This window comes from Curtobacterium sp. NPDC092190, from assembly GCF_044755625.1.
Classification (GTDB): domain Bacteria; phylum Actinomycetota; class Actinomycetes; order Actinomycetales; family Microbacteriaceae; genus Curtobacterium.
Genome location: NZ_JBIVRJ010000003.1, coordinates 497,254 through 509,892 on the forward strand (window position 1 = coordinate 497,254; position 12,639 = coordinate 509,892).

General features: G+C 73.0%; 12 protein-coding genes. 7 read left to right on the top strand and 5 right to left on the bottom strand.

Annotated elements, in window-relative coordinates; translation table 11 throughout:
* Positions 1–47: 47 nt before the first annotated feature.
* The gene (locus ACIQFY_RS10170) at positions 48–1,499 is read right to left on the bottom strand and encodes a PLP-dependent aminotransferase family protein (protein WP_326496492.1); all 1,452 of its coding nucleotides are present in this window, start codon (positions 1,497–1,499) and stop codon (positions 48–50) included.
* Positions 1,500–1,560: 61 nt separating this feature from the next.
* Here ACIQFY_RS10170 and ACIQFY_RS10175 point away from each other — a divergent pair, with 61 nt between their 5' ends.
* Both ACIQFY_RS10175 and ACIQFY_RS10180 read left to right on the top strand, forming a co-directional pair.
* The gene (locus tag ACIQFY_RS10175) at positions 1,561–2,274 is read left to right on the top strand and encodes a hypothetical protein (protein WP_326496493.1); all 714 of its coding nucleotides are present in this window, start codon (positions 1,561–1,563) and stop codon (positions 2,272–2,274) included.
* Positions 2,217–3,086, top strand: a complete 870-nt coding sequence (locus tag ACIQFY_RS10180; RefSeq protein WP_326496494.1) for a sugar phosphate isomerase/epimerase — start codon at positions 2,217–2,219, stop codon at positions 3,084–3,086. Before ACIQFY_RS10175 ends, ACIQFY_RS10180 begins: the two co-directional genes overlap by 58 nt.
* Positions 3,087–3,177: 91 nt before the next feature.
* Here the strand turns inward: ACIQFY_RS10180 and ACIQFY_RS10185 are convergent, their stop codons facing one another.
* Genes ACIQFY_RS10185 through ACIQFY_RS10200 form a run of 4 tightly spaced genes read right to left on the bottom strand, consistent with a single transcriptional unit; the run spans position 3,178 to position 7,563 of the window.
* Complete coding sequence (locus ACIQFY_RS10185; protein WP_326496495.1) at positions 3,178–4,209, bottom strand: Gfo/Idh/MocA family oxidoreductase; 1,032 nt, start codon at positions 4,207–4,209, stop codon at positions 3,178–3,180.
* Positions 4,206–5,222, bottom strand: a complete 1,017-nt coding sequence (locus ACIQFY_RS10190; RefSeq protein ID WP_271826259.1) for a Gfo/Idh/MocA family protein — start codon at positions 5,220–5,222, stop codon at positions 4,206–4,208. The genes ACIQFY_RS10185 and ACIQFY_RS10190 overlap by 4 nt, the downstream gene beginning before the upstream one ends.
* A complete protein-coding gene (locus ACIQFY_RS10195; protein ID WP_400339809.1) occupies positions 5,219–6,346 on the bottom strand; it encodes an ROK family protein in 1,128 nt (375 codons plus the stop codon). Before ACIQFY_RS10195 ends, ACIQFY_RS10190 begins: the two co-directional genes overlap by 4 nt.
* The gene (locus ACIQFY_RS10200; RefSeq protein ID WP_066652175.1) at positions 6,343–7,563 is read right to left on the bottom strand and encodes an ROK family transcriptional regulator; all 1,221 of its coding nucleotides are present in this window, start codon (positions 7,561–7,563) and stop codon (positions 6,343–6,345) included. The genes ACIQFY_RS10195 and ACIQFY_RS10200 overlap by 4 nt, the downstream gene beginning before the upstream one ends.
* A 139-nt stretch (positions 7,564–7,702) precedes the next feature.
* Between ACIQFY_RS10200 and ACIQFY_RS10205 the strand changes: the two genes are divergently transcribed.
* The 5 genes from ACIQFY_RS10205 (at position 7,703) to ACIQFY_RS10225 (ending at position 12,530) form a co-directional block, all read left to right on the top strand.
* Positions 7,703–8,659 carry a carbohydrate ABC transporter permease gene (locus tag ACIQFY_RS10205; RefSeq protein WP_081984625.1) on the top strand — a complete coding sequence of 319 codons (957 nt, stop codon included), beginning with the start codon at positions 7,703–7,705 and terminating at the stop codon, positions 8,657–8,659.
* A gap of 10 nt (positions 8,660–8,669) precedes the next feature.
* On the top strand, positions 8,670–9,572 hold the full coding sequence (locus ACIQFY_RS10210; protein WP_066652173.1) for a carbohydrate ABC transporter permease: 903 nt from the start codon (positions 8,670–8,672) through the stop codon (positions 9,570–9,572).
* 94 nt (positions 9,573–9,666) lie between these two features.
* On the top strand, positions 9,667–10,974 hold the full coding sequence (locus tag ACIQFY_RS10215; RefSeq protein WP_209684011.1) for an ABC transporter substrate-binding protein: 1,308 nt from the start codon (positions 9,667–9,669) through the stop codon (positions 10,972–10,974).
* A 132-nt stretch (positions 10,975–11,106) separates the two neighbouring features.
* Positions 11,107–11,952 carry a DUF4097 family beta strand repeat-containing protein gene (locus tag ACIQFY_RS10220; protein ID WP_066652169.1) on the top strand — a complete coding sequence of 282 codons (846 nt, stop codon included), beginning with the start codon at positions 11,107–11,109 and terminating at the stop codon, positions 11,950–11,952.
* Positions 11,949–12,530: a PadR family transcriptional regulator gene (locus tag ACIQFY_RS10225; RefSeq protein ID WP_066652167.1), complete on the top strand. Its 582-nt coding sequence runs from the start codon at positions 11,949–11,951 to the stop codon at positions 12,528–12,530. Before ACIQFY_RS10220 ends, ACIQFY_RS10225 begins: the two co-directional genes overlap by 4 nt.
* The last annotated feature ends 109 nt before the right edge of the window (positions 12,531–12,639 follow it).

The window sequence follows — 12,639 nt, forward strand, 5'->3', positions numbered from 1 at the left end:
CCGGCGCAGGTCCGTGGACGAACGTGCACCAGTGGACGACCGGGCGTTCAGACCACCGCGGCGAGCGATCCCCGGGCGCCTGCTGCCTCGCCACCGATCCGCGACCACGCGCCCCCGAGCACGTCGACCAGGCGCTCCCGGTCCGCGGCGGCCATCGTCCAGGGCACCCGGAGGAACCGCTCGAACCCGCCGTCGGGGCCGAACACCCCACCCGACGCCAGGAGCACCCCCTCGGCCCGCGCGGCCAGGACGAGTGCGCTCGACACCGGACGGCCGAGCCCGACCCACGTCGTCAACCCGCCTGCCGGCGACGGGACGTCCCACTCGGGCAGCCGGGCGCGCAGGCCGGCCACGAGCTCGTCGCGACCGGCGCGCAGGAAGGTGCGCCGCCCCTCCAGGACGGCCGCCGTGCGCGGCACGAGCTCGCGCGCGACGAGCTGGTCGAGGACCGGCGTGCCGAGGTCGCCCGTCGGGCGGGCGAGCAGCAGGCGCTGGAGGAGCTCCGGTGCGGCCCGGACCCAACCGATGCGCAGGCCGCCCCAGAAGACCTTCGCGGCGGAGCCGATCATCACGACCGAGGCGCCCGACGGGTCGGCCGCGGCGAGCGGCGGCGCGGGGTCCCCGTCGATGCGGAGCTCCCCCATCGTCTCGTCGGCGACCACGGTCGTGCCGGTCGTCGCGGCGACGTCGAGCAGCAGCCGCCGGGTGTCGGCCGTCATGGTCGCCCCGGTCGGGTTGTGGAGCTCGGGCATGACGTAGGCGACCGCCGGGGCCGTCCGGCGCAGGGTCGTCTCGAGCGCTGCCGCGTCCCAGCCGGCGCGGGCGTCGACGGGCACGCCGACGAGTCGCGCGCCGGCCTCGCGGAAGGCCTCGTGCGCGTGCGGGTACGTCGGCGACTCGACGAGCACGGTGTCGCCGCGGCGCACGAGGACGCGGGCGAGCAGTGCGATCGCGTGCTGGGCACCGATCGTGACGACCACCTGCGAGGGGTCGGTGGGCAACCCGCGCTCGGTGTACCGGTCCGCGATCGCTGCGCGGAGCCCGGGATCGCCGACGGTGTCGTAGCCGATGCCGGCGAGCGCGGCGGGCACGGACCGGACGGCCCGCTCGACGGCGTCGGCGACCTCGGGTGCGGCGTGCAGGGCGGCCTTCCGCAGGTCGAGCAGGTCCCCGGGCACCACGCCGCCGAGCCGCTCGGGGTCGGGCCGACCGGCCAGGTCGCGCGGCAGGTGCACGACGCTGCCGGACCCGCGCAGCGACACCACGAACCCGTCGTCCCGCAGCCGGGCGTAGGCGTTCGCGACGGTCGTCCGGGAGACGCCGAGGGCCTCGGCGAGCCCGCGTTCGGCGGGCAACCGGACGCCCAGCGGCACCCGGCCGTCGATGACGAGCACGCGGACGGCGTCGGACAGGGCCTCGTAGGCGGGGGCGTCGGTGCCGTCGCGCCAGTCGGCCAGCAGGAGGGCGGCGGCGCGGGCACTGAGGGAGACCGGGGGCACGGGGCCACGCTAGCCCGATTGGCTCTCGACGGCCAGGCCAATCCGGCGGGAGCATCGGTGCATGCGCCGCTCCACCGCCCTCGTGCTCCGCTCCGTCCAGCTCGCCGTCGGGCTCTTCCTCTACGGCGCCTCGACCGCACTGCAGGTCCGCGCCGTGGTCGGCGTCGGATCGTGGACGGTCCTGACGCAGGGCCTGGAGAACGTGCTGCCCTGGTCGTTCGGCGTCATCACCGTGGCGTCGAGCGTCGTCATCCTGCTGCTCTGGATCCCGCTCCGCCAGAAGCCCGGCATCGGCACGCTCTGCAACGTGCTGGCGATCGGTCCGTCGGCAGACCTGGTGCTCTGGCTCGTGCCGGAGCCCGACGGGATGGTCCCCCGGATCCTGCTGTTCGCCGCGGGGCTCGCGCTGCTCGCCGTCGCGACGGCCTGCTACATCGGCGCCGGGCTCGGCACCGGCGCCCGGGACGGCCTGATGGTCGGCGTGCACGAGCGGTTCGGTTGGCCGCTGTGGCTCGCCCGCACGCTCATCGAGGTCACCGTCGTCGTGGTGGGGTGGCTCCTCGGCGGCGACGTCGGGGTCGGCACGGTGGTCGCGGCGTTCGCGATCGGCCCGATGGTGCAGCCGCTCATGCCGCTCTTCCGCCGCCTGCCGTGGTCCCCGCAACGCCAGGGCAGCACCCCTGGTGGCGGCGCACCGACTGCGGCTAGGGTCGCGCCATGCGACTCGGAGTGTCCTCCTACAGCTACGCCCGCTCGCTCCAGCGCGGTGCACTGACGATCCTCGACGTCGTCGACCGGGTCGCGGACGCCGGTGGCGAGCACCTCGAGATCGCCGCGGGTGGGTTCGGCGACGACCTCCCCCGGCAGCCCGAGCTCGTCGACCGGTTGCGCGAGCACGCCGCCGCCCGCGGGATCGAGCTCGCGAACCACGTGATCGGTGCGGACTTCTCGGACCCGGCGACCGTCGACGCCGAGGTCGCCCGCGTCCACGAGCACCTCGACGTCGCACACCGGCTCGGCATCACGCACCTCCGCCACGACGTCGTCCCCTGGGCCTGGCGGGACGCCGACCACGCGGAGTTCGAGCGGGTGCTCGCGCAGGTGGTGCCGGTCTGCCGCGCGGTCGCCGAGCACGCCGCGACGCTCGGCATCACGACGATGGTCGAGAACCACGGCTTCGCCTTCAACGACAGCGAGCGGATCCTGCGACTGGTGCACGAGGTCGACCACCCGGGCTTCCGCGCGCTGCTCGACGTCGGCAACTTCGTCTGCCTCGACGACGACCCGCTGCGCGCGGTGCAGCGGGTGCTGCCGGTCGCAGCGGTCGTGCACCTCAAGGACTTCCTGGTGCGCGAGACCCCGCCGGCGGCGGACGGGTGGCTCACCACGCTGGCCGGTCGCGCCGTCCTCGGCACGGTGGTCGGGCACGGCGACCTGCCGCTCGGACGGATCGTCGAGCGGATCGTCGCCAGCGGGTTCGACGGGCCGGTGTCGATCGAGTTCGAGGGACTCGAGGACGACGTCGACGCGGTCGAGCGCGGACTCGCGAACGCACGCCGCCTGTGGGCGGCGGCCGGTGGCTCCTGACGCGACCGCCCGGCGGTCGGGCCGCACCCGCTGACGGCCTGGAGGCGCGGCACCGGCCGGCACCGCGCCTCCAGGCCGTCGGCGGGTCGGGTCAGACGGACCGCACCCGCACCGTCTCGCCGCTCGCGGCCGACTCCTGCGCTGCCAGCACGATCGCCAGGGTCCGCAGTCCCACGGCCGCGTCGGGCTGGGGCTGCTCGCCGGAGCGCACCGCGGCGACGAACGTGTCGAGCATCGCGGCGTCGAAGTCCGGCCCGTAGGGCAGGACGACCGACCGGCCGCTCGCGGCGTCGAGCCCGCGGACGCTGGGCCGGAAGAAGTCGACGTCCACCGATCCCTCGGTCCCGACGACGGTGAGGGCCAGCCCACCCCACGTCGGCGAGGTGTCCGGACGGCTCCACGAGCAGTCGATCGCCGCGATCGTGCCGTCGGCGTAGGTGATGGTGACCAGACCGGCGGTCTCGGCCTGCGCGCGCGACGCGTGCAGCACCCGGTTCGTGACCGCCGTGACGGTCTCGGCCGGCGTGCCGTCCAGGAGCTCGTCGAGCAGGTCCGCGATGTGCACGACGTGGTCGACGATCGCGCCGCCGCCGGACAGTCCGGGTTCCGTGAACCACGAGCGGGTCAGCGGCAGCATGCCGTTGTTGGCACCGCGGACCGAGAACACCTCGCCGAGGCGGCCGGACCGCTTCGTCGCGGCGAGCCGGGCGAAGGTGCTCGCGAAGCGGACCGGGAAGGCGACCATGAGCAGCACGCCGGCGGCCTCCGCGGCGGCGCCCATCGCGAGCCCGTCCTCCCAGGTCGTGGCGAGCGGCTTCTCGCACAGCACGTGGGCCCCGGCGGCGGCGGCCTGTTCGACCAGGGCACGGTGCCGGGCGTTCTCGCTCGTGACCACCACGGCGTCGACCCCGCTCGCCAGCAGCTCCTCGACGGTGTCGACGTACGCGACCCCGAGGGCATCCGCGAGTGCACGACCGCGCAGGTCGACCAGGTCGGTGCCCGTCGAGGTGCCGTCCGGGTCGGTGCCGACGACCTCGACGTCCGGCATCGCCTGCAGCGCGGACAGGTAGGACAGGGCGTGCGTGTGCGCGAAGGACAGCACGCCGATGCGCAGGGCGGTCACGCCGTCGCCCCCTCGTGCGTCCCGGCCGCCGGCGCGGGCTCGAGGTCGACGGGCTGCCCCGTCGCGACCGACCGCAGCGCGGCGTTGACGATGCGGACCGCGGTGGCGCCGTCCTCGGCGGACACGCGGGGCACCGCGCCGCCACGGAAGGCCCCGAGGTACTCGCGGATCTCGAGGAAGTACGGGTCCTCGGCGGGGTCGAGCTCGGGCAGGTCGCCGCCGACCCCGGCTTCGTCGAGGAGCTCCGCCGTGTAGTTCCGCTCGGCGCGGGAGTCGTGCGACAGGGACCCGAGGGTGCCGGTCGCCGAGAACTCGGTGACGAACGGCAGGTGCGCCGGCCCCCAGATGCCCGCGACGTGGCTGATCGCCCCGGACGCGTGGGTGAGCAGCACGTGCGCCGCCTCGACCGGGTGGTCGACGGTGCCCTTGCGGACGTGCACCGCGCTGACCCGGACGACGTCGCCGGCGATCCACCGTGCGATGTCCAGGTCGTGGATCATCTGGTCCATGATGATGCCGCCCGAGAGCTCGGGGTCGGCGAACCAGGCGGAGCGGGTCGGGAACGCACCCGAGCGGACGAACCGCAGGACGGCCAGTTCGCCGAGCTGCCCGGCCTCGACCGCGGCCTTGAGACGGACGTACTCGGGGAAGTAGCGGACCACGTGTGCCGGGTAGAGCTGGCGACCGGCCTCGTGCGCGAGCCGGACCAGGTCGTCGGCGTCCGCGTCGGTGCGGGCGAGCGGCTTCTCGCTGATGACGTCCTTGCCGGCGGCGAGCGCCGCGCGCACGACCTCGGCGTGGGCGTACGTGGGGACGACGACGTCCACCACGTCGACGCGGGCGAGGAGTTCGTCGAGCGAGTCGACCACCTCGCCGCCGTGTGCTGCGACGAGGTCCTCGGCGCCGACCTCGGAGAAGACGACGACGTCCCCGATCCGGAGCAGGTTCGGCAGGTGCGCGTGGGCGATCACCCCCGCGCCGACGAGGCCGATCCGGAGTCGCTGAGCGGTCATGGGGTCCTCCTGGTTCGTGGTGGTGCGGTGTCCGTGGTGGGTTCGGCGCCGTGGGCAGCGGTGGTGGCGGCAGGCGGCGCAGGGGCCGACTGCGCTGCGGTCGACTGCGCTGCGGTCGACTGCGCTGCGGTCGACTGCGCAGCGGTGCGGGCGAGCAGGGCTGCTCCCGCCAGGCCGGCACCGGCGCCCGCGAGGGACTGCTCGATGCGGGGCGCGGGACGCCAGCCGAGCCGCGCGTCCACCGCGGCGCGCAGCGGGGCGAGCAGGCGTTCCCCGGACTCGCCGAGTCCGCCGCCGACGACGACCACCGCCGGGTCGAGCACGGCGGACAGGATCGCGATCCCGGCGGCGAGCGCGTCGACCGCGTCGGCCCAGACCGCGGCGGCCACGGGGTCGGCGTCCACGGCGGCGACGATCTCCTCGGTCGCGCCGTCGATCGTGCCGCCGGCCGCGCGGTAGCGCCGTCGGATGTTGCGTGCGGAGGCGTACACCTCGACGCACCCGCGCTGCCCGCACGTGCAGGGCTCGCCGCCCGGTCGGACGCACACGTGTCCGACCTCGCCGGCACCTCCGGCTGCCCCGACCACCAGGCGCCCGTCGACGACCAGGCTCGCGGAGACGCCGGTCCCGATCGGGATGAAGACCAGCTCGGCGACGTCCCGGCCCGCCGCGGTGCGTGCTGCGATCTCGGCCGTCGCGGCAGCGCGGGCGTCGTGCGCGACGGCGACGGGGACGCCGTACCGGTCGCGCAGGAGTCCGGCGAGGGGCAGGTCGTGCCAGTCGAGGTTGACCGCGACGACCACCGTCCCGGTCTCGGCGTCGACGACCCCGGGCGTGCAGAGACCGATGGCGGCGAGCGGGTGCCCGGCGGCGGCGGCTGCTGCGGCGAGTCGGTCGACGACGGCGGTGACGGCGGCGAGCGCCGGACCGCCCACGGCGGCGTCCGTGGCCGCCGCGTGCGCGTCGGTCGCCGCGACCGGCGCCAGGGTGGGGACGACCGCGCGGTCGAGGACGACGTCACCGACCCGGACCATCCCCTTGACGGTGGTGCCGCCGACGTCGACGGCGACGACCGCGCCCGATGCCTCCCGGCCGCCGTGCGAGCCCGTGCCCGCGGCGCTCATGCGGTCCGCTCCGTCGCCGCGCGGGCGAGTTCGTCGACGCGTGCCGGTGCGAGCACCTCGTCGATCGCGAGCACCGTCGCCCCGCGGATGCCGGCGTCGCGCGGGGACGAGCTCGCCCGGACGTCGAGGGCGTCCGCGACCATCGGCAGGCACGACCGGTAGAGCTCCCCGCGGATCGTCGCGACCAGGACGGACGACGCCGACATCGCCCCCGCCAGCACGACCTCGCTCGGGTTGCAGAAGTTCACGATGCCGGAGAGCACGCGGCCGATGTGCTCCCCCGCCCGGCGGAGCTCGTCGAGGACGACCGCGTCGCCCTGCGCCGCGAGCGCGAGCACGTCGCTCGTCCCGCCGACCTGCCGTCCGCCCGCGCGCAGCCGCGCCACGATCGCTCCCCCGGACGCCACCGACTCGAGGCAGTCCGGCACGCCGCAGGTGCAGCCGATCGCGGCCTGGCCGTCGACCGGGGTGTGGCTGATCTCGCCGGCGGCACCGCTCACCCCGCGGTGCAGGCGCCCGTCGAGCAGCACCCCCGAGCCGATGCGGGTGCCGAGCTTCACCGCGACGAGCGTGCCCGTGCGGTCGGGGCCCGGACGCTCGGCCAGGGCGATGAGGTTCGCGTCGTTCTCCACGAGGACGGGGGCGTCGGTGTGCTCGGCGAAGAGCTCGGGCAGCACGGCACCGTGCCACGACGGCTCGAACGACGGGGTCGCGATGCTGCCGCCCGGGTACGACACGGGCGCGGGGACGCTGATCGCGGCGCCGCGGAAGCGGGTCGTGTCGAGGCCGGCGTCGCGGGCGAGCTCGACGAACCGGTCCCACAGCGCGGCGACCGACGCCCGCGGTCCGGCGGCGACGGGCACCGTCGCAGCGCCGTGCTCGAGGGCGTCGGTGTCGGCGACGATCCGGCCGGCCAGGTCGGTGAGCACGATGCGCACGTGGTGGGCGCCGAGGTCGGCCGCGGCGACGAAGCCGGCGTCCGCCACGAGTTCGAGCCGCCGGGCACGCCGGCCGCCGCGGGACCCCTCGGCGCCGCTCTCGCGCACGAGCCCGAGCGCGGTCAGTGCGTCGACCCGGGCCGAGGCCGTGGACGGTGCGAGTCCGGTGCTCCTGGCGATGCTCGAGCGCGAGGTCGTGTCCGAGACGCGGATCAGTCGGAGGACGTCCCCGACGGACCCGGGGTTCCGGTCCATGTCCTGGAAGTGCTGCTCGTGCATGCCGACACTGTAGCGACGAAACGGTCGATTATCGAACGAAGTCGTTGCAGATTCGACTGTTTACTTTTGGTGATCGAACGGTAATCTGCTCGAAACAGCCGATTCCTAGCGTTCAACGACGAGCCAAGAGGAGGTCCGCATGACGAGTGCGGTTGAGAACCCGGCCCGGGTGCGTGTCCCCGGTCGACGGTCGTCCACTGCGGACGCGAGCCGGATGGAACGACGCGAGGGCCGAGCGGGCTACGTGCTCATCGCCCCGACGACGGTGCTGCTGGCGCTGTTCTACCTGTACCCACTGGCGCAGACCGTCTTCTACTCGTTCACCGACTGGAACCCCGCGTCCGGCGAGACGAACGGCTTCGTCGGCCTGTCGAACTTCACCGGGCTGTTCCAGGACGGCGAGTTCGTCCGGGCGGCCGGCAACACGGCGCTGTACGTGGTGGTCGTGGTGCCGATCACGATGGCCCTCGGGCTGTTCTTCGCGGCACTGCTGGCGCAGCCGTTCCGCGGTCGCGGCGTCTACCGGGCACTGCTGTTCGTGCCGTACATCGCCCCGATCGTCGGCAGCGCACTGATCTTCAGCTTCATCCTGTCGCCGCTCGGTGGTCTGGTGAACGGCGTGGTCACCGCGCTCGGTGCTCCCCCGATCGGCTTCCTGACGTCCGAGCCGTGGGCCCTGGTCTCGGTGATCGTGTTCTCGATCTGGCAGGGCGTCGGCTACACGATGATCATCTACTCGGCCGCGCTCACGAACATCCCGGCGTCCTACATGGAGGCCGCGACGCTCGACGGCGCCGGGCCGATCCGCCGCTTCTTCCGGATCTCGCTGCCGCTGGTGGCCCCGACCACGGGCTTCCTCGCGATCACCGGCGTGATCGGCGCCCTGCAGGTCTTCACGCAGGTCTACGTCCTGACCCAGGGCGGCCCGATCAACTCGAGCGAGACGATCCTCTACTACATCTACAACCAGGGCTTCGTGTTCTTCCACGGCGGCTCGGCCAGCGCTGCCGCCGTGCTCCTGCTCATCGTCGGCATCCTCGTCGCGGTCGTCCAGCTGCGGGTCATCAACCGCCGCGATCCCGTCGAGCTGAACTAGGACCGCCACCGTGACCCAGATCGCCTCCCGCACCCTCCCGGCGGACGCACACCGCGCCTCCCGTCCGCACCGCAGCCGCCCGTTCGGCGTGCTGTTCCGCAAGCACTCACCCGCCGTCCTGCGGCACGTCATCCTGCTCGTCGCGGTCGTGCTGTTCTTCGGCCCGTTCCTCTGGATGCTGCTGACGAGCTTCAAGTCCTCGGAGGAGGCACTCGCCTTCCCGCCGACCTTCCTGCCGCGGCAGTGGGAGCTGTCGAACTACACCGACATCTTCACCGTCGCCCCCTTCGGGCTGTACTTCTTCAACTCGACGGTCGTGGCGATCGCGACCACCCTCGGGCAGATCGTGACGAGCCTGGCTGCGGGCTTCGCGTTCTCGCGCCTGAAGTTCCCCGGCAAGAACATCGTCTTCGTCGTCCTGCTCGCCGCGCTCCTCGTGCCGTTCGAGGTCGTGTTCACGCCGCTCATCACCCTGCTGTCGTCGCTGCACTGGCTGAACAGCTACCAGGGCCTCATCGTCCCGAACATCCCGTCGATCCTCGGCACCTTCCTCTTCCGGCAGTTCTTCACGTCGTTCCCGAGCGAGATCGAGGACGCCAGCCGGGTGGACGGCGCCGGGGTGTGGCGGCGGATGTGGTCCGTCGTGACGCCGATGGCGACGCCGATGATCGGGTCCTTCGCGGTCCTGTCGTTCGTCTACAACTGGAACAACTTCTTCTTCCAGTTCCTCGTGGCGTCGCGGACCGAGTTCTTCACCGTCTCCGTCGGCCTCACGCAGCTGCAGTCCGCGAACGCGAGCCAGAGCTTCAACCTGCTGATGGCCGGCTCGACGCTGGCGATCCTGCCGGTCTTCATCGTCTTCATCATCTTCCAGAAGCAGATCGTGTCGGCCATGGCCGGCGGACTCCGCTGATCCCGCACCGCCCCTCGCTCCACTCCTCCTCATCAGCCTCCGCCCCAGGCGGGGGCACCCTTCGCTCCACCCGAAGTCCGAGAAAGGACGACTCATGCGCAAGCGACTGCTCGGCGCCACGGCCCTCGCCGTGGGTGCCGCACTGGCCCTGTCCGGGTGTTCCGGCGGCTCCGTCACCGGCAACTCCGGCGGCAGCGGCGGCAAGACCACGATCACGGTCTGGCACAACTACACGGGGCCGCAGGCCACCGAGGTGAAGAAGCTCATCGACGAGTACAACTCCTCGCAGGACGAGATCGACGTCCAGCCCCAGTACGCGGCCTCGTCCGACCAGTTCGACGCGAAGCTCATCAACGCGCTGAAGAACGACACCGGACCCGACATGGTGCTCGGCGACAGCACTCCGCAGCAGACCGGCGAGGTGATCCAGACCGGCAAGGTCCTGCCGCTCGAGGACCACCTGTCGAGCGGTGACGTCACGAAGGACAGCTTCACCGAGGGCATGCTCTCGACCGGCGAGTTCGACGGCAAGCAGTACACGCTGCCGACGGACATCGGCGACTACGCCGTCGTCTACAACAAGGAGATGTTCAAGGCCGCGGGCATCACCGACACCCCGACGACGTGGTCGGAGTTCCAGGACGACGCGAAGAAGCTCACCAAGGGCACGACCCAGTACGGCGCCTACCTGCCGATCGGTACCGGTGAGTGGCCGGTCTTCACCTGGCAGTCGATGCTCTGGGGTGCCGGCGGCGACTTCCTCAACGAGGACAACACCAAGGTCGAGTTCAACAGCGACGCGGGCGTGAAGGCCCTCACCGCGTGGACGGACATGCTGCAGGACGGCTCGGCCTACCCGCAGTCGCTCCTGACCACCTCGACGAACGGCGCCGTCCCCGCGCTCACGTCGAAGAAGGCCGCGATGGCGATCACCGGCGCGTACGACCTGTCGACCATCGACAGCACGCTCGGCAAGGAGAACGTCGGCGTCTTCCCGCTCCCGGGCATCGAGGAGCCGGCGATGAACCTCGGCACGAACAACTCGTACATCATCGAGACGACGACCGCGAAGCAGGACGCCTCGTGGAAGTTCCTGCAGTGGTGGCTCAGCCCGGACACCCAGGCGAAGTGGGACATCGCGACCGGCCTGCTCCCCGCGAACCAGGCCACGGCGGACAACGCGACGTGGAAGCAGTACCTGGACGAGAACCCGCGCCTCAAGGCCTTCGCCGACGAGCTCGAGTACGCCAAGGCGCGTCCGTCGATCACCGCGTACGGCGAGGTGAGCGCGGCGCTGTCGACGCAGCTGCAGTCCGCGATGCTGCTGAAGACCAGCCCGAAGGAGGCCCTCGACGCGGCGGCGGAGAAGGCACAGGCGGCGCTGGACGACGCCGCGAAGTAGGCCCGCTCCGCAGGACGGCCCCGCTCCCCACCGGGAGCGGGGCCGTCCTGCATCCTGGCCTGGTGACAACCGGTCACTCGCGATGTACCGTGACTCCACACACGCGATACATCGCGAGTTCGAGGAGGCAACATGGCCCAGGAGAAGTGGCTCGTCGAGGAGCCCAAGGTGATCGACACCGGCATCGTCCGCGCCCTGCGCGTCGGGCTCGCCGGTGGGCAGGTCGACGTCGTGGCCCACGACGAACCGACCGCCCGGGTGGAGGTGCACGGCGTGTCCGGCAAGCCGCTCAAGATCGAGCTGGACGGCGACACGCTCACCATCGACCACCCGCAGGTCCGGTGGGACGACCCGCTCGGCTTCCTCAGGTCGTTCCGCGGTCGCGCCACCGCCGACGTCAGCGTGCTGGTCCCCCGCGACGCACGGGTCACGGTCGGCGTCGTCTCCGCGGGGGCGCTGCTCTCCGGCACGAACCGCGGCGCCTCGGTGAACACCGTCTCGGGCGACGTCGTCGTCGACGGGCTCGCGGGCGACCTCGCCGTGCACGCCGTCTCCGGGGCGACCACGGTCCGCGACCTCGACGGCGCACTGACGGTCCGCACCGTGTCGGGCGACGTCGTGGCGACGGGCGCGATCCCGCGCCTCACGGCCGACGGGGTGAACGCCGACGTGGTGCTCGACCTGCAGGGCACCCCGGACGCCGCACGCATCAACACCGTGTCCGGTTCGGTGAGCGTCCGGCTCGAGGACGGCGTCCCGTACCGCTGCACCGTCAGCACCGCGTCCGGCAAGCTGCAGTTCGACGACTCCGAGATCCGCGGCGTCCGCGGCTCGTACGTCAAGCAGGGCGGCGAGCTGAGCGGGCAGTGGCTCGACCTCAAGGTCAACTCGGTCTCGGGCGACGTCGCGGTCCTGCACGCCCCGCCCGCCCCGGCCGCTCCGACGGACGCCCCGACCGGCGCGGAGGCGTCCGAATGAGCCCCGTCTTCGCGCACGGTCACCTGCGCCTGTCACTGCTCGCCATGCTCGCCGACCGCCCCATGCACGGCTACGAGCTCATCCAGGCCCTCGGCGAGCGCTTCGGCGGCGCGTACGTCCCGAGCGCCGGCACCGTGTACCCGCGACTCGCCAAGCTCGAGTCCGAGGGGCTCGTCACCAAGACCGTCGACGGCCGCAAGACCGTGTACGCGATCACCGACGCCGGCCGCGCCGAGCTCGACGCCCGCGCCGAGGAGCTCGCCGCGGTCGAGTCCGGGGTCGCCGACTCGGTGCGGTCCCTGGCCGACGGCGTCCGCGCCTCGGTCGGCGAGGCCATGCGCTCGCTCCGAGCGGACCTCGCCGCGAGCGCCCAGGCCCCGCGCGGTCAGACCGCCGACGAGCCCGTCGACGTCCCGACGGAGGGCGCCCGCGCCCTGCGCGAGGTCGAGATGGCGATCGCCGCGTTCCGGCAGCAGGTCCGGGCGGACCTGCGTCGCCGCGCGACGCGCGGGACGCTCACCGAGGACACGGTGACGCGCCTGCGGGACGGCCTGGAGGCCCTGCGCCGCTCCGTCTGACGGCCGCCGGCGGACGGGTGGTGGCGAGCCGCGCCTCCCGTCCGCTGCCCGTCGACGTGCGTCCGGCGCACGGCCGTCGCCGCCTGTCCGTTCCCACAGTGTTGACTCG